Here is a 19,003-nt window from a genome sequence, read left to right as displayed (position 1 = left end):
AAAAATGGCAAACATTAAATCAGCAATTAAACGTGCAAAAACAAGCGAAAAGCGTCGCGCTCATAACGCATCTATGAAATCAGCAATGCGCACTGCAATTAAAAAATTCGAAGCGCTTGTTGAATTAAAAGACGTGGAAAAAGCGAAAGAAGCTTTCGCATTTGCAACGAAAAAAATCGACAAAGCAGCTAGCAAAGGCTTAATCCACAAAAATGCTGCAAATCGCTATAAATCACGTTTAGCGAAAAAATTAAACAGCATTACAGCATAATGAAAAAACAGCTTGTCATACGCGGCAAGCTGTTTTTTCATTATTGGGAGCCACACATATTTCATTGAGGAAAATGCTACTATATCATTGATGTCGATGCATTGCAACAAAAGCGGTAGTTTCTTCTCTACCGCTGTAACTTTAAGAAAAACAACTGCAACGACAACTGTTTGTCCATCGCGCTGCTTTTTAGTGCGTAATCCGTTTCAGCTAAATCATATAAAATGTGCATCAACTGCTGTTCTGAAAACCCGCTTGCATAACTTGCTGCCATTTTTACACGAAACGGATGAACACCTAACATCGAGGCGATTTGTTGTTGTCCGTACCCTGTTTTCATCAATTCTTTCACTTCATATATAAGCCGAAATTGACTAGCCAATAATGCGACAAGCTTGATCGGCTCTTCATTTTGGCGCAATAAATCTTGCAATGTTTGTAATGCAGCTGAAATGTTGCGCCTAGCGATTTGCTCTACAAGGGTAAATACGTTTTGTTCAAGTGTACGTGATACAAGCAACCGAACATCGTCAGCTGTAATGGAACGACGCTCAGCAAAAAGCATAAGCTTTTCGATTTCATTCGATAATGTCGCTAAGTCAGTACCCGCTAATGTAAGCAATACATCAATTGCATCATCATCAATTTGACATTGCCCTTTCACCCATTGTTTTAATTCTTTTTCATTTAACGGTTTCGCAACAATGACATGCGCTTTTTTTAATAACGCTTTCGTCACTTTTTTTCGTTCGTCGAGTTTTTCATACGAACCGACAAAAATGACGCTTGAAAACGGTGCTGGTTGCTCAATGTAAGCTTCTAACCGTTTCACGTCGTGCTCTACTTTTTCTTTTCCTTTTTCCGCCGTTAAAAAATACGGTTGCTTGACGATCACAACTTTTCGTTCACCAAGAAACGGAAGCGTTTCTGCGTCTTCAAGCGCTACTTCAATCGGCGTTTCTTCGCAATCATATGTACTAACGTTCCATTCACGCTCTTCATCCGATAATGCTCGTCGAATGATTTGCTCATGCGCTTGTTTGATTAAAAAATGCTCCGTACCATATATGACATATAGTTGTTCCATGTTCCCTTCCCCATTCTTTATCGACTTTCTTTAAAGAACATACAACGTTTCGGAGCATTTTACAAGGGAGTTAGCAAACGAAAATTGCCAACTCCCATTTATTTAAACGTTGGAAAACAAGCCCTAGGAACTCATTTGTCCAACGGGTATCATTATCTTTTCCGATCTGGCGCGAACTATTTGTGACAACTGTTGTCAACGATGTAGATTTTCTTTCATTTTTCCCTTATACTAATGGTGAGAAAATAGGAGGGATGGTCATGAACGAATTTGAAAAAAACGTTCAATGTACGCGCAACGATGCCGTTGACTCGGCAGTTGGCTTCATCGTATCATTCGGCTTTTTCGCCACTATGTTCATTATCGCCACACTTGTAAAATTTTTCGGTGCATAATGAACGCCCGAAAGAGATTGCTTGTTGCAGTCTCTTTTTTCTTGTATGTTATGGCGAAAACGTCTGAATGGTGCTTATCCGCTTATGAAAACGAATCACGATCGCTCCTTGTTCATCCGTTCGAAATATGTGCACGTCATAGCGACGTAAACGTTCGATGACTTCACGATGCGGATGACCATATCGGTTACGTCGTCCGACTGAAATAAGCGCCCATTTCGGACGTATATGTCGTAAAAACGGTTCAGATGTTGACGTTTTACTCCCATGATGCCCTACTTTTAAGATGTGAACAGGCAATGACCGATATGTGCTTATTATTCGCCGCTCCCCTTCCTCTTCCAAATCGCCGGTAAATAGCCAATATGCCCCTCCCATAAACACATACAATACAACAGAACCATCATTTGTTGTCGTTTCGTTTCCAAACGGAGAAAGAATATAAAATCGAGCTTCTCCCACTGTCCAACGATCACCACTTTTCACCATTTCTACATGTGTTCCTTTATTTATCGCTTGCTTCATCACCGATTGGATGAAATCATTTCGTTGCATACCAACGATTAGCTTTCGCACACGAACGGCATCGAATATATCGTTTGCATCCCCTATATGATCGAAGTCACCATGTGTTGCAATGAGCGCATCAAGCGTGCGAACTCCTTTTGCCTTTAAAAATGGAACGATCACATCTTCTCCAACACGAAACGATCGCTTCCGTTTTTTCCAATGTTCATCGCTAAACGACATCGTTCCACCCGTATCAATTATATAAACCGCTTTTCGATATGGCAGCTCAATATATATACTATCTCCTTGTCCAACGTCTAACATCACGACTTCACCAGTCGGGCGAAAAAATGGCCAAATAAAATGTGCGATCATAACAAAAATAAATGAAAAACGAAAAATAACCGCGCACTTTCCGTATTCGAAAGAAAGAAAAAAAAGGAAAATCGAGATGATATAAGCAACAAGCAACAATAGTGGCGGACGACCGAGCGTAAGCACGAATGTATCGGCTAGTGCAACAACAAGGGCGTTCGCATGTTCAATGACAATCGCTAGTACATATATGATGAGGGGACTAGCAAATGGCATAAACAAGTGGATGAGCAACGCTAAAAAGGAAAGCGGCAAAATAATAAACGAGTAAAGTGGAACAAAAATGATGTTTAACGGAATAGATAAAAAAGACACTTCGTAAAAATGATAAAGCAAAAGCGGTAATGTACTTATTTGTGCAATAAAGGATGTCATGAACAATTGACGCACAACAGATGGTTCGTTTTGAATGAATGTAGAGCATATGATTAATGCAAAACAAACGAGAAAAGATAATTGAAAACCGAGATGAAATACTGTATACGGGTCTTTTACTAATAAAACGAGGCAAGCGATACTTAACGTATCAAGTGTACGGAGACGAGATGAAAAAAGGAGAAAACAACTTGTCATGATGGCCGCGCGCATCACCGACGGAGCAGCACCAGCTAAAACAGCATATAGCGGAATGCATCCAAGCAATATCACCGTCGCTCGTTCCCTCGGGATGCCGAAGCGAATAAACAAATAAAAACAACCACCGACAAGCAACGTCATATGCAAACCTGAAATCGCAAGTAAATGAATAAGCCCTAACTTTTGATAACTCGCCAACACCGTTGGCTCTATATCACTCCGTTCACCGTAAATCAACGCTTGCATAAACGCACTTACGCCATCTGGAAAATAATGTTGAATGTAGCGAATGCCTTGTTGTCGAATCATTTGTAATCGTTCTATCCATGTCACATTTGTACGCGTACAACGTTCAAGTGAAGCTGGGCGAACGATCCAATGAATGTGTTGGTAAAACAAATAACGACGATAATTGAAGGCATACGGGTTTGTTGGTAAAGAAGGGCGTTCAATCGTTCCTTTTAATAAGCACGCTGTCCCAATTTGAATGTCTTCCCATTTTCGTTTTTCCTCTTCTGTTCGAAGACGGTAGGCGAGTTGCAATCGTTCCTTTTGCCATTGGACAATCGTTTTCACTTGATCGCCGTCAATATAAATCGGGGCAATAAATCGGACAAAAAATGTCGTTTCATTACCTGAAAGCGCCGTCACATTATGTGCATCCACCCATTTGCTCCATAACGAGAAAAGCAAATAACAACATATACAAGCGAAAAACAACTCCCGCTTCCTCCAAAGTAAAAAGAAACTGTACATAAATGACAATACAAAACAAACAGGCGATTTCGTTAGCATAGACAAGACGGCCAAAACGGCCGCCATCGCCACGTAAACGATACGTCATCTCCCCTTTGCGTGTAAAAATGTTGGAATCGAGTTAACATCAAACGGAACGTGTTTTACCGTTACCCCCGCTTGTTCGAACAATTGCAAAGCAAACGGGTGGTTTTTATAGTCGTTCGCATAATACACAGCTTTTATCCCGCTTTGAATAATCGCTTTGCAACATTGTAAACAAGGAAAGTGGGTGACGTATATTTCCGACCCTTCTGTTGGCACACCGAACTTTGCACATTGCAAAATGGCATTCATTTCTGCATGAATAGTGCGCACGCAATGATTGTCGATCACATAACATCCTTCATCGATACAATGCGCCCCCCCTGCGATCGAACCGTTATATCCCCCGGCAATAATACGCTTATCGCGCACAATTGTTGCCCCGACAGCTAGTCTCGTACACGTGCTACGCAACGCTAATAAATGGCTTTGGGCCATAAAATATTGATCCCATGTAATTCGCTCCATCTATTTCTCCCCCTTGTCCATTATGCCTTTAGTTTATCGTCAATTTTAACGAACGACAATTTGTTCTTTTATTTTTTCAAGCGATTTCGGACCGATTCCACTAACATTCAACAAATCTTCGACGTTTTGAAACGGTCCGTGTTCCTCGCGATATGCTATAATCGCAGATGCTTTCGCAGGACCAATTCCTTGTAATGTTTGTAGTTGTTCAATCGTTGCTGTGTTAATGTTGATTTTTCCACTTGAACTGCTCGTTTGACTAGCTGTTTCCACGAGGATATCCTCACCTTTTTTCGGCACGTAAATGACCATTTCATCATGCACTTTCATTGCAAAGTTCACTTTCGTCTCATCTGCTTCGTCTGTTAATCCTCCTGCCAGTTGAATAACGTCATGAATACGACTTGTCGGCGCCACTTCATATACTCCCGCTCGTTTCACTGCTCCTTTCACATCGACAACAACGGATGATTGCTCCTCTACTTGCTTTTCTTGCTGTTCTTGTTGTTCTACCTGTTCGAAAGGAAGCGGTTGTATCGGCGTTTCCTCTTGTTGTTGAACGATCCAAATGATCGCTCCAATGACAATCGAGCCTACATATATCCAACGTTCATATGTTTTTATCCACTTCATGCTTTCATCCTTTCATAAAAAGCATTATTCGCGCATACATATGACGTATAGTGGTGACGGATAAGGGGGGAATACCGTTGAATATAGGGTTTATTGGAACAGGAAACATGGGAACGATTTTAATTGAATCGTTTATTAACGGAAATGCGGTAAAACCAGAACAACTATTCATTACGAACCGGACGCTTGAAAAAGCGTACAATATACAAAAGCGTTACCCAGACATTCACGTCATGGCGACAAATGAAGAAGTAGCTAAACATGCGACCATTGTTTTTATTTGTACAAAACCGTTGCATGTGCCTGCCGTTTTAAAGCAACTACGTCCACATTTGACTGGTCATCACTGTATCGTATCGATTACGAGCCCGATTTCCGTGCAGCAACTTGAATCACTCGTGCCATGTCATGTCGTCCGCGTCATTCCGAGCATTACAAATCGGGCGCTCGCCGGAAGTACGTTAATTACTGTAAGTGAACGTTGCACAGAGGCAAATCGGACAACGATTGAGCAGCTATTCCGTTCCATTTCTCGTCCAATATACATAGACGAGCCTATTACGCGCATCGCTTCTGATTTAACAAGCTGCGGTCCTGCTTTTTTTAGCTACTTAATTCAAAAGTTTATCGATGCAGCTGTTCAACAAACATCTATTACGAAAGAGCAAGCAACAACGTTAGCGACAAACATGATCATTGGGCTAGGAGCATTGCTTGAACAACAATTATATACACTACCAACATTGCAGGAAAAAGTATGCGTGAAAGGCGGCATTACAGGGGCTGGCATTGACGTGTTAGAAAAAGAAGTTGGGGACTTGTTTGTCCATGTTTTCCAAAAAACGCACGAAAAGTTTTATGAAGAAACGGAAAAGGTGCGCCAACAAATCGATAATATTCGCGATTAACAAAAAAACTCCTTCTAATTAAAACGTCCCAAAAGCAAACACTTTTGGGACGTTATTTTTGCGCAATGAAAAAAATGCGCTCGCTTTCTTTTGTCGGTTTCTGTTCTGTAAAATCCGCCCATACATGTAATAGGCGAAAACCAGCTTGTTTTAACCACATCACATATCGATCCACATCATATGTTCGCTGTACGTGCATTTCATCAACTCGCTCATACACGCCTTCTTCTAATTGAACAAAAAACGTGAGCTCATGTTCGACGCTATGCGGCCACGGTCCTTCGTAACAATTCCATATATAGCTCACTTGTTCATCGTTGCTCGCAAACGTTCTATGGTGTAAAAAGACGTTTTCCATTTTAAATAAAGAATGCACATCAAATAAAAACAATCCACCCGAACGCAATTGATCATATGCACGTGAAAATGTGGCAATCACGTCTTCTTCCTGTAATAAATAATTGAGTGAATCGCAAAAAATAACGATCGTATCAAACGGCTCGAACGGGCCAAATTCGCGCATATCTTGTTGAAAAAACGAGAGAGCGACCCCGCGCTCTTCTGCTTTCATTTGTGCAATAGCTAGCATTTGCTCTGATAAGTCGACACCGGTCACTTCAAACCCTTTTTCTGCTAACCGAATCGCAAGCTCCCCCGTACCACATCCGAGATCCAGTAGCCGTTTTCCAACGTGATGGGAAGCAACCGTTCGTTCAACGAGTGCACACCACGCGTCATACGGGGCATCGCTCATTAATTGATCATACCAACTCGCAAATCGTTCGTACGTCATGCTCCGAGATCACTCTCAATTTGTTCAAGTGGCGCATCGCCCCATAGCCGTTCGAGATTGTAATATTCCCGATCTTCTTTATGGAATACATGGACGACAACATCCCCTAAATCGACTAAAATCCAACGCGCTTCATCAAAGCCTTCAACACGTTTGACTAGAACGTCATGTTCTTCCGCCTTTTCTTTAATTTCGCGCGCAATAGCTTGTACTTGTTTATCTGAATTGCCATGGCAAATCATAAAGTAGTCGGCGACAAGCGAAATACCTTTCATATTTAATGCCACGATGTTCTCTGCTTTTTTTTCATCAGCTGCTTGTACAGCAATACGTAAAATATCTCGTTCCGTCATGATGAAACCCCCTTCAATTTTTGTGCTATATCATTATACGTATGAAACGTATCTGGATAAATCGGTTCACGTTTATCCATTAAAAATTGAATCGTATTTTGCAACGCCCGAAAAAGCGCACGATCCAAATGCTCTCGTGCTAACGCCCGCACTTCGTCAACACCTGGAAACGAACGATTCGGCTCAATATAATCGGCGATATATACAATTTTTTCAAGCAATGTCATATTCGGTCTTCCTGATGTATGATAACGAATCGCCTGTAAAATGTCTTCATCTTGAATGCCGACTTCCGTTTGAACTAAGTATGCCCCGACCGGCGCATGCCATAACTCTGGGCTGTACGCTAACAAATCTTGTGGCATTTGTTGCTCGATAATGATGCGCTTCATTTCCTCTTTTGTACGGAATTTAGCGTAGTCATGAAAAATCGCGGCTAATTCCGCCTTTTGAATATCAGCACCATATATTTTCGCAAGTTCAATCGCTGTTTCCATCACGCCTACTGTATGAATGTAACGTTGTTCTTTTAATTGCTTGCGCACGATCGCTAACGCTTCTTCACGTTTCATACAACCGATTCTCCTTTATATATAATTGAACGGCTTCGGGCAACAAGTACGTCACACTTTTTCCACTTTGTATACGTTGACGAATGAGCGAAGAAGAAACTGCAAACACCGGCACATCGACTTCAATGATCGGATACGGCGTACAAAGCGAATAACCCGGTCGTTTCACGCCGACAAATTGCACAAGCTGAATGAGCTCATCAATACGATACCAGTGTGGCAAATATTCGACCATATCCCCGCCAATAATAAAATAAAATATCGTATGAGGATGTTTTTTCTTTAACAAAACGATCGTATCGTACGTATATGACCGTTCTTTTCGTTCAAGTTCGATCGTTTCAATGCGAAAGTGCGGCTGATTGGCAACCGCCGCATGCAACATATTGACGCGATGCACATGATCTGTCACTTTTTTGTCTTTATGTGGCGGAATGTAGTTTGGCATAAACCATATTTCATCGAGTTGCAACTCCGTTCGTACATCATCCGCAATTAGTAAATGCCCGTAATGAGGCGGATCAAACGTCCCACCTAAAATGCCTACTTTTTTCACCGCGTCGCTCCTATTTTGGTAACACAATTTGTTTATGTTCACGTGATTCTTTATATAACACGATCGTATGTCCGATCAGTTGGACGATTTCCGCCCCTGCACCTTTCGCTAATTGCTCTGCAACTACTTCTTTTTCTTCTTCGCAATTTTTTAGTACACTCACTTTAATGAGTTCTCTCGCTTCAAGCGCATCCGCAATTTGTTTAATCATATTGTCATTGACACCGCCTTTTCCTACTTGAAAAATTGGTGTTAAATGATGAGCTAAAGAACGTAAAAATCGTTTTTGCTTTCCTGTTAACATGTTTTTCCTCCTAACTGTTGAATAACAAGTTGTTCCATTCGTTTCGTATCGGGGAAGATGCCTGTCCATTTTTCAAACGCTAGCGCCCCTTGGTAGACAAACATCCCAACGCCGTTTTGCACGCGCGCCCCTTTTTCTTTCGCTTCTTGCAACCATTTCGTCATCAGCGGATTATAAATAATATCGCTGACGATTGTATCTTTTTTTAAATTTCGAAGGGAAATTGGCATCGCATCAACATTCGGATACATGCCGACAGACGTTGTGTTAATGACGATGTCATACTCTCCTAAACGCTCTTCCGCTTGTTCAAGCGAATACACAGCTGACTTTTCTTTTTTAACAAACGCTTCCGCCCTTCCTAGTGTGCGATTACATATATCAAGAGCGGACACTTGATGTTTTAAAAGAGTAAAATAAATGCCACGCGCGGCTCCACCTGCACCGACAATGAGTATGCTTGCGCCGGATAATTCCATGTTCATTTGCTCGCATAACGCCCGAACGAATCCTTCACCATCTGTATTATAGCCAACCCATTTCCCATTTTCATTAACAACTGTATTCACTGCCCCTATTTGTGTAGCCGTTTCGTCAAGCTCATCCATATATTCCATCACCGCTGTCTTATGCGGGATCGTCACATTAAACCCGGCACATTGTAACGCCTTTAAACTTTCTACCGCCTCTTTTAACATATGTGGCTCGACATGAAACGCATGATAATGCGCATCGATATGTAACGATTGGAACGCATCGTTATGCATAAGTGGCGATAACGAATGATGAACAGGACAGCCAATAAGTCCAAATAGTTTCAAATCCCTCTCCCCCTTTTATGTTAAATGAGCGATTTGCGCAACATCACACCGACACCTTTTGGCGCATACGCAATGACTTGTGCCCCCGGTTCGTGACATGTCACCCAACCGAGCCCTGAAAAAACGATATCTGTTTTTGGTTCTTTTAACGTAAAATGATGGGCAACAAGTGGTGGCAATTGATCACAATAGCTTTTGCGCGGCGGCTGCAACAATTCACCGAGATGTCTCTCATACAATTCATCTGCATGTTCACGTTTCGTTCGATGAATAAATAGTTCATTTGACATATAACATACAAATGGACGTCTTCCCCCGCTCACATAATCTAACCGGGCAAGTCCGCCGAAAAATAACGTTTGTTGTTCGTTTAATTGATATACTTTCGGCTTTATTTCTTTTTTCGGCGTAATGACTTTTAAATCTTTTTTATCGACGAAATGTGCCATTTGATGATGATTTATAATGCCTGGCGTATCATAAAGCGCTGATCCGTCATCGAGCGGAATTTCAATCATATCTAATGTCGTTCCCGGAAAATATGACGTCGTAATGACGTTTCCTTTTCCTGTCGCTTCTTTAATGATACGATTAATAAACGTTGATTTTCCGACGTTTGTACAGCCGACGACATATACATCTTTTCCATTGCGATACTCATCAATCGCAACCATCACTTCCTTCATTCCATCACCTTTATTGGCGCTGACTAAAAAGACATCGCGTGGCTGCAATCCGAGTTCACGCGCTGTTTGTTTCATCCAACGCGTGACTTTTTCATGTTTCACAGACTTTGGCAACAAATCAACTTTATTGCCGACAAGTAGCACATCTTTTTTTCCGACAAATCGATGTAAGCCCGGCAACCAACTACCATTGAAGTCAAAAATGTCAACAATTTTCACTACAAGTCCATCCGCTTGTCCGATGCCGTGCAAAATGTTTAAAAAGTCATCATCCGTTAAAGATACATCTTGCACTTCGTTGTAATGTTTTAATCGAAAACAGCGCTGGCAAATCATTGGATCACGTTCAAGCGCTGAAGGAGGCGCATATCCAATTTTCGTTTCATCTTCGGTTTGAATTGTTACTCCACACCCAATACAAATCATTCGTTCACTCATTATCATCACTCCCAATGAATCATACCTTTTTTTCGCATCATATTTAAAATTTTTCGTTCAATATTTCGATTTATACGAGTAAAAAAGCCGTCTGTTTGCGCAACAGGAACGACTAAAATCGTATGTAATCCGAGGCGATTGCCGCCAAATACATCGGTAAGAAGCTGATCACCGATGACGACAACTTCTTCCTTTTTTAGATTCATGTCGCGCAGCGCTTGTTGAAACGCTCGCGTTAACGGCTTGCGCGCCTCAAAAATAAACGGGATACCGAGCGGTTTCGCAAACGCTTCAACTCGCTTTTTATTGTTATTCGATACGATCGTTACTTGAATGCCGCTTTGTTTCATTTGTTCAAACCAACGAGCAACATCTGGCGTTGCTAGCGGGCGATCCCATTCGATTAACGTATTGTCTAAATCGGTAATAATCCCTTTTATTCCTTTTTGTTTCAAATGCTCTGGGGTAATTTCAAAAATACTTTTCGCATGTTCGTTTGGCAAAAAATATTTTAACATACTTCCTCATTCCTTCTTTGTTTTTTACATAAATAAACAAATTGTAAAATTTTTCGACAAAATCCGACGACTTTCGTGTATTGTGGATAACTTTATACACATTACCCACACATATTTATCAACTTTTCCTACATGTTATGAACAATCCATCCACACTTTATCCACCGCCACCTGTGGATAATTAGAACAATTGTTCTTATTTTTGATTTATGGTAAAGTGAAGATAAACCTACCATTATATGTATACATGTATTGATGTATACCTTAGGAGGCGAAAAAAATGAAATGTTTGCCTGACGACTTATTAATCGAATCATACTACAAAGCGAAAGAGTTGCAATTAAGTAAAGAGTTTATTCAACTGATTGAACGTGAAATTTTCCGTCGCCGTCTTGAACATAAACTAAAACAATCATCATCGGCTTGAGCCTTTATTGGCTCTTTTTCTTTTGTGTCAAAAAACCGATCCGTTGTCCCATTTTCACTTCAAGTGGCGGAACGATTTGTTCGTCTAACGTAAATACATCTTTTTCAAACAATAACACAACGGTTGAACCGAACGAAAAATATCCGATTTCTTCTCCTTTTTTTACGTAATCATGCTCATGCGTTAATTCAATGCTGTTGACAAACATCGCCCCGACTTTCACAATAGCCGTATACATGCCATTTGTACACAGTTCCGTAATTCTTCTGTAATTTTTAGAAAGGGGCGCCTTGCCATATTTCAATCCAAGGCGGTTTACCGGATATGACTTGTTGCCGAGCTCCCACTGCTTTACAACCTCCCCACATATTGGGCTATGAATGCGATGATAATGACTCGGACTTAAATACAAAATAATAAACGTTCCATGCAAATATTTTTCAGCTATTCGGTCATCGCCGAGCATTTCACGAATGGAGTACGTTTTCCCTTTGACGATGATTTCTTTTTGATCCGTAATGATGCCGACATCTTCGATGACTGCATCGACAGGGCTGACGACGCTATCTGGATGCGCATCAACTGGACGAAGACCTTCTTTTAATGTGCGAACGAACAGTTGTTGGAGCGTTTCGTATTCGTGCAACTTTTTTTCCATTTCTTCTTCATTAACTTTATATACTTTCGCATAAGATGGAATGACTAACCGACTCCATTTCGAACGTGTGAACGAAGCGAGACATTTCGATGTCAATGGCTGATTTGTCAATTCAATAAATAGTCGATATAACCACTTCACCAACGACTTTCCCTCCTAAAGTAAAGAATGTCCTTTACTAGTTTGCTTATTATCAATAAAATATTAGTAACCGAGTGATATTTTTGGCAAGTGGGTCGGCACGATTTTAATAAAGGAGTGAATTTATATGTTTTTATCGGATTATATTGATCATACCATTAAAAAACTTAAAGCGCATACGGCAAACGTATTGACGTTAACAAACTTAAGCTTAGGCGGTTTCGCAATTTTATTTGCGGTGAAAGGCCAGCTGAACGTTTCTGTATTATTTATTTTTTTAGCAGCACTTGCCGATCGTTTTGACGGGACAGTCGCTCGGAAAATGAACATCGAATCGGACTTAGGGAAACAATTGGACTCAATGAGTGATATTATATCATTTGGAGTAGCACCTGCACTATTACTTTATCAAGGATTATTGCACGAATTTGGTGCACCTGGCTCATTTTTTACGATTTTTTATATCGGTTGTGGAGCCTTTCGCCTAGCGCGATTTAACATTACTGAAAGCAACGGATATTTCACCGGTTTGCCGATTACAGCGGCAGGTTGTTTATTGACGCTCAGCTATTTAACGATTCATTACTTCCCGCCTTATGTCTTTATTTTTATTATTTTTACGCTTTCTCTTTTAATGGTTGGTCCATTCAAGCTAAAGAAAATTTAACCCTTGAAGTTTTCCACTTCAAGGGTTTTTTTCGTACAAATTTCCCTTTTCAAACATTCGGATAAATTATATGATAAACTTGGATTTATTTTTCAATCTACAACTACAACTAGAGGTGATATCATGGACCGTACGTCCTTAATTGGGCTCATTCTTGGCATTATCGCTGTCGGTGTCGGAATGGTGTTTAAAGGGGTAAGCCCAGCTGTGCTCATTAACCCTGCTGCGATTTTAATCATTTTATTAGGGACAGCGGCCGCTGTTACGATCGCCTTTCCAACAAAAGAAATTTCGAAAGTGCCGAAATTATTTGGGATTATTTTCAAAGAGTCAAAAACGCCGAAAATTGAAGAACTCATCCCTCTGTTTGTTGAATGGGCAAACATCGCTCGCCGCGAAGGATTGTTAGCGTTAGAAGCAAAAGTGGCTGAAATTGATGATCCGTTTTTGCGCAACGGATTAAGTTTAGCGATTGACGGACAGTCACAAGAATTTATTCGTGATGTCATGACGGAAGAAATTGAAGCGATGGAAGAACGACACTTAGCGAACGCTACCATTTTTACACAAGCCGGCACATATGCCCCAACGCTCGGGGTACTTGGGGCCGTCGTTGGATTGATCGCTGCCTTGCAAGATATGTCTGATATTGAGCGTCTCGGTCATGCGATTAGTGCGGCGTTCGTGGCGACACTCATGGGGATTTTTACAGGATACGTTCTTTGGCACCCGTTTGCGAACAAATTAAAACGGAAATCAAAAGAAGAAATTAAAGTGCGACAAGTGATGATTGAAGGTGTGCTTTCCATTATTGAAGGACAAGCACCGCGGGCGATTGAACAAAAATTAGCTTCGTACTTACCGATGAGCGAACGTCAAAAACTTTTAGGACAAGGAGCTCAAAATAATGGCGAAAAAGCATAAAAAACATCATCATGAAGAACATGTCGATGAAAGCTGGCTCATTCCGTACGCTGACTTATTGACATTGTTGCTTGCGCTATTTATCGTACTGTTCGCAAGTAGTCAAATTGACTCAAAAAAGTTTATGGAAATTGCGCGCGCGTTTAATAGTGTATTCACAGGCGGTACAGGGGCGCTGCAATATTTAAGCCCGATTGAGCGGGAAGAAATGGACTCGGTCATTAAAGACTCACCAAATCAAAAACCGTATGTCAAAATTTCAAAAGAAGAATACGAGGAATTAAAAAAGATTCAAAGTAAATTTAACGAATACGTCAAAACGAATCAATTGAGTGGAGAATTATCTGTAGCGATGACAGAGGAAGGATTACTTGTTACGATCGCAAACGATGTGCTGTTTGATTCGGGCAGTGCTGACATTAAACCGCAATATCGCGATGTCGCCAAAAAAATATCAAACTTGCTTGTCATGAATCCACCGCGCAACATCGTCATTAGCGGACATACGGACAACGTACCGATCAACAATGCGAAGTTTGCTTCAAACTGGGAATTAAGCGTCATGCGCGCCGTTAACTTTATGAAACTGTTGCTTGAAAATACAAAGTTAAATCCACAATTATTTAGCGCAAAAGGATACGGTGAATTTAAACCGATCGCTTCCAACGCCACACCAGAAGGACGCGCCAAAAACCGACGTGTAGAAATTTTAATTATGCCACAAGAGCCAGCACAATAAAAGCGAGGGACGCTCCCTCGCTTTTTTCATCCTGTCAATATATCTCCGTTCGGATAACGAATATTTGTTTTTTTCGGTTTCGCAATCGAATACACGAGCGTTAACGGACCTAACTTTCCAAACAACATGACGCCAATAATGAGCATTTTCCCAACCGTTGATAAATGTGGCGTCAAATTCATCGAGAGTCCAACGGTCCCAAATGCAGATACTACTTCAAATAAAAGAGCAAGAAGCGAGGCGTCTTCGGTAAGTGTCAACATCATCGTCACAACAAAAATAAACAACATACTCATCGATGCAATCGCTAACGCACGCAAAATGATCGTATGGCGAATCGTTCTCATCCCAATCACTGTTTCTTCTTTTCCTTTTAGAAAACTCATCACCGCAAACACGATGACCGCAAATGTTGTCAGTTTAATTCCTCCACCGGTCGATGTGCTTCCTGCTCCAATAAACATAAGAAAAATCATAAGCATCGCTGTTGGTTGCTCTAATGAGCCGATATCGATTGTATTAAATCCTGCCGTTCTTGGTGTAATGCCTTGAAAATATGCAGCCCATAACTGTTCAAAAAGCGAAAGTGAACCGAGCGTTTTCGGATTATGACGTTCAAATAAAAATATGGCAACAATCGCCACAACATTCACAACAAGCGTCATGATTAACATGAGTTTCGTATGGAGAGACAGTTTTCTCCAACGCCGTTGATACAATACGTCAAACACAACGGTAAAACCAAGACCTCCGATGATCACGAGCAAAGAAACGGTAACGTTGACGATCGGGTCACCGACAAAACGTGACAAATTATCCGGCCATAATGCAAACCCTGCATTATTAAACGATGCGATGGTGTGAAAAAGACTGTAATACAATCCTTTTGCCCACCCCATTTTCGGAACCCAATCGATCGCTAACAACGCCGCTCCGACAACTTCCATGAATAAAGCAAACAACAATAAATTGCGCGCCAAACGAATGACGCCGCCAAGCGATGGTTGATTTAGGGCTTCCTGCATCAACATGCGCTGCTTCATTCCGATTTTTTTTCCAAGCACAATGACAACGAGCACCGCAAAGGTCATAATCCCAAGCCCACCCACTTGAATGAGCACCATTAAAACGACTTCCCCAAACAACGTGAACGTAGAGCCGGGATCAATTGGTGCTAGTCCAGTTACTGTCGCGGCGGACGTGGATAAAAAGAATGCATCAAGCCAGCTAATATGTTTATTTGTTGCGATCGGCAACTTCAACAACACCCCACCAATAACGACGAGAAAAAGAAACATAAACGCTAATAGTTGCGGCGGTGTCAGTTTTAACGGTTTCATCATCGCCCTTCTCACGATTCATCCTTCTTTCTTAGGTATATTTACAGTTTCCAATTATACGTCATGTTCTTTCACAAAACAAAAAAAATCGTGTGTCCAAACACGAACAAGTTTTCTAATGCATATACATACATAAGCAACAAATGACCACCTGTGAGGTGAACGATGATGGGCACTATTTTTTCTGCACTTGCTTTGTTTATAAAAGAGCTTGTCTTTTTAGTTTCTTATGTGAAAAACAATGCCTTCCCACAACCGCTCGATGCAAAAGAAGAAGCAATGTATTTAAAACAGATGGCTAAAGGAGACGAACACGCCCGAAATAAGCTAATCGAACATAATTTACGTCTCGTTGCGCACATTGTAAAAAAGTTTGAAAACACCGGAGAAGATCCAGAAGATTTAATTTCAATCGGCACAATCGGCTTAATTAAAGCGATCGAAAGCTACTCAACCGGAAAAGGAACGAAACTCGCCACTTATGCAGCGCGTTGTATTGAAAATGAAATACTTATGCATTTACGTTCGCTCAAAAAAACAAAAAAAGATGTATCTCTTCATGATCCAATCGGGCAAGATCGCGACGGAAACGAAATTAGCTTGCTAGATGTATTAAAGTCGGAAGATGAGGACATTAGCGATATGATTGAAAAAAATAATGAGCTTGAAAACATCGCCCAACATTTGCACGTCCTTGACGATCGTGAACGCCAAGTCATTGTTAGTCGCTTCGGCTTAAACATGCAACCTGAACGCACCCAGCGCGAAATCGCCAAAGAACTCGGCATTTCTCGCAGCTACGTTTCACGTATCGAAAAACGTGCATTAATGAAGCTATTTCATGAATGTTATAAACATGATAAAGGAAAAAAAGGATCATGAACAAAAGGTGTCCCACACACTTGGGACACCTTTTTTCACACACGAACCTGTCGTCTATGACGCATTCGCTTTTCTATGTAGTAAACAGGAACAATAACAACTGCCCAAAATGTAAAGTGACCAAAAATAACAAGTAGCGGATGGCTGCTGCCGTGGCGTTCTTTATGAGGAAACTCCCCTTCGCGAAACTTTTTCGGCGGTGCAGGCATATCTCCCACATGAGCCACTTCATGTTTAAATTTCGACTTGAACGCCTCTTCGCTCGGCTTTACATGAACCGCAAGCCAGTGCATGCTTCCGAAAAATAACGCAAACACCAACGCGAAAGCCACAAGCACTCCTTTCCGCCAATGCCCTTCTTTTGTCTTAAATATTTTTCGCCACACACCCATGATCCAGTGCCAATGTAACGCAATGTGAACGCCGACAAGCACAAGCGTCGCATTCGAAAAAACATCATGAAGCTCTCGCAAAACGTGATTTTCCCCACCTGCAATATGCGGAAAAACGACTTTGGAAATAAGAATGCCTGTCACAATAATTCCCGTCATCGATATAAACAACAATATATTTAGCAAAAAACTAAATCTCGTCTTCCCTGAAAGTGAACGATCAAACATTTTTTTCGCCGTATTGACAACCCATTTATAGTTTAATGCAATATGAACGAAAATAGCGACACCAATCACTAACCCTGTCACTTCATGAAACGGCAACCCATTAAACACCCTCGGATTCATTAACAACACAAACATAATCGCCAACGATACATCTAATATGATTTTTACAATATTTTTCTTCAACACATATCCCCCGCATTCACATATCATTTACCGTATATCGTAAATGTACTAGCCGATGGTGAAAATTAAGTGAAAGGGGGAGGGTTTATCCCACTACGTTCAATTGAACTACTCGCCGCTTAACAACCTTACGGTTTGTTTGAAGCAGGAGATTCCTACAAACACCGAAGCACCCTTCAGTTATTTAGTAGGCTAGCCCCGCAGTTCCTGCGGTTAGAAGCCGAACGGCTTCATTCTTAATATTGATACTTGCGTTCACATCTCGGTCATGACGGGTATGGCAATTTGGGCATTGCCATTCACGCAAAGTGAGATGTTTCACGTCTTTATTTTGATATCCGCAATGGGAGCATAACTGGCTCGATGGGAAGTTTTTCGCCACCACAACCAATTGCTTCCCATACCACTTGGCCTTGTATGCGATCATCGCTTTGAACGTTGCCCATGACGCCTCGCAGATCGCTTTGGAGAGTTTGTTGTTTTTGAGCATGCTAGCAACTGACAAATCTTCCATCCCGATGATGTCGTGGTTTTTGACGATCTCGGTGGAGATTTTGTGCAAGTAGTCGTTTCGGGAATTTGTGATTTTCTCGTGTATGCGCGCAACCTTGATTCGCTGCTTATGCCAATTCGAACTCCCGATTTTGCGCCTAGAAAGAATGCGTTGAGCTTTGACTAATTTTTTTTCAAGTTTCCGAAGAAATTTTGGATTCGCATACGTTGTTCCGTCTGAAAGAATGACAAAGTTCTTTAAACCCATGTCGATACCAACAGCAGTATGTGTTTTTGGGAGTGGTTGCACATCTGTTTTTACAAGAATGGATACGAAATATTTTCCGCTTGGATTGCGTCGAATGGTGACGGATAACATACGTCCTTCTACCTCACGACTTTTGGCAAAACGAACGAATCCTAGTTTCGGAAGCTTGATTTTGTTACCTACAATCGCTATATTTCCTTTCGTGTATTTCGTTGTATACGATTGCACCTTGTTCTTCTTTGACTTAAAACGAGGTTTGTCGTTTTGTTTTTGGAAAAATCGTGTGAATGCATCCGACAAATGTTTCAGCGAGGTTTGAAGTGCGATGCTGTCCACTTCTTTGAGCCAAGTGTATTCTTTTTTCAACTTGGTCAATTGCGAAGAACACGCCTGATAAGACAGTCCTTTCCCTGTTTTTTTGTATGTGTCGTTCCATCTGACGAGAAAATGGTTAAACACAAAACGTGAGCATCCGAACGTTTTATTAATTAGCACCTCTTGTTTTTTGTTCGGGTACATGCGAAACTTATACGCTTTATGCACGGGCAAGACTTTCAC

At 41.2% G+C, this 19,003-nt stretch carries 25 protein-coding genes; 8 read left to right on the top strand and 17 right to left on the bottom strand.

All coding sequences use genetic code 11. From position 1 onward, the window contains the following. Positions 1–4 precede the first annotated feature (4 nt). A complete protein-coding gene (gene rpsT, locus HNQ82_RS00225; RefSeq protein WP_004889444.1) occupies positions 5–271 on the top strand; it encodes a 30S ribosomal protein S20 in 267 nt (88 codons plus the stop codon). Positions 272–398: 127 nt separating this feature from the next. Here the strand turns inward: rpsT and holA are convergent, their stop codons facing one another. After that, positions 399–1,358, bottom strand: coding sequence for a DNA polymerase III subunit delta (holA, locus tag HNQ82_RS00220; protein ID WP_183246169.1), 960 nt, complete (start codon positions 1,356–1,358; stop codon positions 399–401). 260 nt (positions 1,359–1,618) lie between these two features. Between holA and HNQ82_RS00215 the strand changes: the two genes are divergently transcribed. After that, positions 1,619–1,753 (top strand): YqzM family protein, encoded by a 135-nt coding sequence (locus tag HNQ82_RS00215; protein ID WP_003393868.1) that lies wholly within the window; start codon positions 1,619–1,621, stop codon positions 1,751–1,753. 48 nt (positions 1,754–1,801) lie between these two features. On the opposite strand, the gene HNQ82_RS00210 is transcribed toward HNQ82_RS00215, so the two are convergent. From HNQ82_RS00210 to HNQ82_RS00200, 4 genes are read right to left on the bottom strand one after another with little or no spacing between them, the layout of a single operon-like run. Further along, positions 1,802–3,934: a DNA internalization-related competence protein ComEC/Rec2 gene (locus tag HNQ82_RS00210; protein WP_343053335.1), complete on the bottom strand. Its 2,133-nt coding sequence runs from the start codon at positions 3,932–3,934 to the stop codon at positions 1,802–1,804. After that, the gene (locus HNQ82_RS14725; RefSeq protein WP_343053369.1) at positions 3,867–4,058 is read right to left on the bottom strand and encodes a hypothetical protein; all 192 of its coding nucleotides are present in this window, start codon (positions 4,056–4,058) and stop codon (positions 3,867–3,869) included. The genes HNQ82_RS00210 and HNQ82_RS14725 overlap by 68 nt, the downstream gene beginning before the upstream one ends. Beyond that, the gene (locus tag HNQ82_RS00205; protein WP_183246165.1) at positions 4,055–4,522 is read right to left on the bottom strand and encodes a ComE operon protein 2; all 468 of its coding nucleotides are present in this window, start codon (positions 4,520–4,522) and stop codon (positions 4,055–4,057) included. Before HNQ82_RS00205 ends, HNQ82_RS14725 begins: the two co-directional genes overlap by 4 nt. Before the next feature lie 45 nt (positions 4,523–4,567). After that, positions 4,568–5,155 (bottom strand): helix-hairpin-helix domain-containing protein, encoded by a 588-nt coding sequence (locus tag HNQ82_RS00200; RefSeq protein ID WP_183246163.1) that lies wholly within the window; start codon positions 5,153–5,155, stop codon positions 4,568–4,570. 77 nt (positions 5,156–5,232) lie between these two features. On the opposite strand from HNQ82_RS00200, the gene comER reads away from it, so the two are divergent. Beyond that, complete coding sequence (gene comER, locus HNQ82_RS00195) at positions 5,233–6,063, top strand: late competence protein ComER (RefSeq protein ID WP_183246161.1); 831 nt, start codon at positions 5,233–5,235, stop codon at positions 6,061–6,063. A gap of 52 nt (positions 6,064–6,115) precedes the next feature. Here comER and HNQ82_RS00190 read toward each other — a convergent pair whose 3' ends face one another. From HNQ82_RS00190 to HNQ82_RS00155, 8 genes are read right to left on the bottom strand one after another with little or no spacing between them, the layout of a single operon-like run. After that, a complete protein-coding gene (locus HNQ82_RS00190; protein WP_183246158.1) occupies positions 6,116–6,856 on the bottom strand; it encodes a class I SAM-dependent DNA methyltransferase in 741 nt (246 codons plus the stop codon). Then, positions 6,853–7,209 carry a ribosome silencing factor gene (gene rsfS / locus HNQ82_RS00185; RefSeq protein ID WP_055441030.1) on the bottom strand — a complete coding sequence of 119 codons (357 nt, stop codon included), beginning with the start codon at positions 7,207–7,209 and terminating at the stop codon, positions 6,853–6,855. The genes HNQ82_RS00190 and rsfS overlap by 4 nt, the downstream gene beginning before the upstream one ends. Beyond that, on the bottom strand, positions 7,206–7,781 hold the full coding sequence (gene yqeK, locus HNQ82_RS00180; protein WP_183240990.1) for a bis(5'-nucleosyl)-tetraphosphatase (symmetrical) YqeK: 576 nt from the start codon (positions 7,779–7,781) through the stop codon (positions 7,206–7,208). Before yqeK ends, rsfS begins: the two co-directional genes overlap by 4 nt. After that, a complete protein-coding gene (locus HNQ82_RS00175) occupies positions 7,771–8,337 on the bottom strand; it encodes a nicotinate-nucleotide adenylyltransferase (protein WP_032100111.1) in 567 nt (188 codons plus the stop codon). The genes yqeK and HNQ82_RS00175 overlap by 11 nt, the downstream gene beginning before the upstream one ends. 10 nt (positions 8,338–8,347) lie before the next feature. Further along, positions 8,348–8,641, bottom strand: coding sequence for a ribosome assembly RNA-binding protein YhbY (yhbY, locus tag HNQ82_RS00170; protein ID WP_032100112.1), 294 nt, complete (start codon positions 8,639–8,641; stop codon positions 8,348–8,350). Then, positions 8,635–9,462 (bottom strand): shikimate dehydrogenase, encoded by an 828-nt coding sequence (aroE, locus tag HNQ82_RS00165; protein ID WP_183246155.1) that lies wholly within the window; start codon positions 9,460–9,462, stop codon positions 8,635–8,637. The genes yhbY and aroE overlap by 7 nt, the downstream gene beginning before the upstream one ends. A 20-nt stretch (positions 9,463–9,482) precedes the next feature. Beyond that, on the bottom strand, positions 9,483–10,586 hold the full coding sequence (yqeH, locus tag HNQ82_RS00160) for a ribosome biogenesis GTPase YqeH (protein ID WP_183246153.1): 1,104 nt from the start codon (positions 10,584–10,586) through the stop codon (positions 9,483–9,485). A gap of 5 nt (positions 10,587–10,591) precedes the next feature. Then, complete coding sequence (locus HNQ82_RS00155) at positions 10,592–11,104, bottom strand: YqeG family HAD IIIA-type phosphatase (protein ID WP_183246151.1); 513 nt, start codon at positions 11,102–11,104, stop codon at positions 10,592–10,594. Between the two features lie 280 nt (positions 11,105–11,384). Here HNQ82_RS00155 and HNQ82_RS00150 point away from each other — a divergent pair, with 280 nt between their 5' ends. After that, positions 11,385–11,531 (top strand): sporulation histidine kinase inhibitor Sda, encoded by a 147-nt coding sequence (locus HNQ82_RS00150; protein ID WP_032100116.1) that lies wholly within the window; start codon positions 11,385–11,387, stop codon positions 11,529–11,531. Positions 11,532–11,535: 4 nt separating this feature from the next. On the opposite strand, the gene HNQ82_RS00145 is transcribed toward HNQ82_RS00150, so the two are convergent. Continuing rightward, positions 11,536–12,333 carry a phosphatidylserine decarboxylase gene (locus tag HNQ82_RS00145; protein WP_183246149.1) on the bottom strand — a complete coding sequence of 266 codons (798 nt, stop codon included), beginning with the start codon at positions 12,331–12,333 and terminating at the stop codon, positions 11,536–11,538. A gap of 124 nt (positions 12,334–12,457) precedes the next feature. Here HNQ82_RS00145 and pssA point away from each other — a divergent pair, with 124 nt between their 5' ends. The 3 genes from pssA (at position 12,458) to motB (ending at position 14,660) form a co-directional block, all read left to right on the top strand. After that, the gene (gene pssA / locus HNQ82_RS00140) at positions 12,458–12,997 is read left to right on the top strand and encodes a CDP-diacylglycerol--serine O-phosphatidyltransferase (protein ID WP_032100118.1); all 540 of its coding nucleotides are present in this window, start codon (positions 12,458–12,460) and stop codon (positions 12,995–12,997) included. 123 nt (positions 12,998–13,120) lie between these two features. After that, positions 13,121–13,921: a flagellar motor stator protein MotA gene (gene motA, locus HNQ82_RS00135; RefSeq protein WP_055441037.1), complete on the top strand. Its 801-nt coding sequence runs from the start codon at positions 13,121–13,123 to the stop codon at positions 13,919–13,921. After that, complete coding sequence (motB, locus tag HNQ82_RS00130) at positions 13,905–14,660, top strand: flagellar motor protein MotB (protein ID WP_183246148.1); 756 nt, start codon at positions 13,905–13,907, stop codon at positions 14,658–14,660. Before motA ends, motB begins: the two co-directional genes overlap by 17 nt. A gap of 26 nt (positions 14,661–14,686) precedes the next feature. Here motB and HNQ82_RS00125 read toward each other — a convergent pair whose 3' ends face one another. After that, complete coding sequence (locus HNQ82_RS00125; protein ID WP_183246821.1) at positions 14,687–16,000, bottom strand: TrkH family potassium uptake protein; 1,314 nt, start codon at positions 15,998–16,000, stop codon at positions 14,687–14,689. Positions 16,001–16,168: 168 nt separating this feature from the next. Here HNQ82_RS00125 and sigK point away from each other — a divergent pair, with 168 nt between their 5' ends. Next, the gene (gene sigK / locus HNQ82_RS00120; protein WP_055441040.1) at positions 16,169–16,882 is read left to right on the top strand and encodes an RNA polymerase sporulation sigma factor SigK; all 714 of its coding nucleotides are present in this window, start codon (positions 16,169–16,171) and stop codon (positions 16,880–16,882) included. A 35-nt stretch (positions 16,883–16,917) separates the two neighbouring features. Here the strand turns inward: sigK and HNQ82_RS00115 are convergent, their stop codons facing one another. After that, on the bottom strand, positions 16,918–17,688 hold the full coding sequence (locus HNQ82_RS00115) for a DUF4405 domain-containing protein (protein ID WP_183246146.1): 771 nt from the start codon (positions 17,686–17,688) through the stop codon (positions 16,918–16,920). Positions 17,689–17,869: 181 nt separating this feature from the next. Beyond that, positions 17,870–18,994: an IS200/IS605 family element RNA-guided endonuclease TnpB gene (gene tnpB, locus HNQ82_RS00110; RefSeq protein WP_183246144.1), complete on the bottom strand. Its 1,125-nt coding sequence runs from the start codon at positions 18,992–18,994 to the stop codon at positions 17,870–17,872. Between the last annotated feature and the right edge of the window lie 9 nt (positions 18,995–19,003).

Origin of the sequence: Anoxybacillus tengchongensis, from assembly GCF_014201585.1 — a bacterium.
GTDB lineage: Bacteria > Bacillota > Bacilli > Bacillales > Anoxybacillaceae > Anoxybacillus > Anoxybacillus tengchongensis.
The sequence above is the reverse complement of the archived record's forward strand: the minus strand, read 5'-3'. Positions and strand labels throughout refer to the sequence as shown.

Coding starts and splice junctions, on each gene's coding strand:
- rpsT (WP_004889444.1), top strand. CDS start 5: ATGGCAAACATTAAATCAGCAATTAAACGTGCAAAAACAAGCGAAAAG.
- holA (WP_183246169.1), bottom strand. CDS start 1,358: ATGGAACAACTATATGTCATATATGGTACGGAGCATTTTTTAATCAAA.
- HNQ82_RS00215 (WP_003393868.1), top strand. CDS start 1,619: ATGAACGAATTTGAAAAAAACGTTCAATGTACGCGCAACGATGCCGTT.
- HNQ82_RS14725 (WP_343053369.1), bottom strand. CDS start 4,058: ATGACGTATCGTTTACGTGGCGATGGCGGCCGTTTTGGCCGTCTTGTC.
- HNQ82_RS00205 (WP_183246165.1), bottom strand. CDS start 4,522: ATGGAGCGAATTACATGGGATCAATATTTTATGGCCCAAAGCCATTTA.
- HNQ82_RS00200 (WP_183246163.1), bottom strand. CDS start 5,155: ATGAAGTGGATAAAAACATATGAACGTTGGATATATGTAGGCTCGATT.
- HNQ82_RS00190 (WP_183246158.1), bottom strand. CDS start 6,856: ATGACGTACGAACGATTTGCGAGTTGGTATGATCAATTAATGAGCGAT.
- rsfS (WP_055441030.1), bottom strand. CDS start 7,209: ATGACGGAACGAGATATTTTACGTATTGCTGTACAAGCAGCTGATGAA.
- yqeK (WP_183240990.1), bottom strand. CDS start 7,781: ATGAAACGTGAAGAAGCGTTAGCGATCGTGCGCAAGCAATTAAAAGAA.
- yhbY (WP_032100112.1), bottom strand. CDS start 8,641: ATGTTAACAGGAAAGCAAAAACGATTTTTACGTTCTTTAGCTCATCAT.
- yqeH (WP_183246153.1), bottom strand. CDS start 10,586: ATGAGTGAACGAATGATTTGTATTGGGTGTGGAGTAACAATTCAAACC.
- HNQ82_RS00155 (WP_183246151.1), bottom strand. CDS start 11,104: ATGTTAAAATATTTTTTGCCAAACGAACATGCGAAAAGTATTTTTGAA.
- HNQ82_RS00150 (WP_032100116.1), top strand. CDS start 11,385: ATGAAATGTTTGCCTGACGACTTATTAATCGAATCATACTACAAAGCG.
- pssA (WP_032100118.1), top strand. CDS start 12,458: ATGTTTTTATCGGATTATATTGATCATACCATTAAAAAACTTAAAGCG.
- motA (WP_055441037.1), top strand. CDS start 13,121: ATGGACCGTACGTCCTTAATTGGGCTCATTCTTGGCATTATCGCTGTC.
- motB (WP_183246148.1), top strand. CDS start 13,905: ATGGCGAAAAAGCATAAAAAACATCATCATGAAGAACATGTCGATGAA.
- HNQ82_RS00125 (WP_183246821.1), bottom strand. CDS start 16,000: ATGAAACCGTTAAAACTGACACCGCCGCAACTATTAGCGTTTATGTTT.
- sigK (WP_055441040.1), top strand. CDS start 16,169: ATGGGCACTATTTTTTCTGCACTTGCTTTGTTTATAAAAGAGCTTGTC.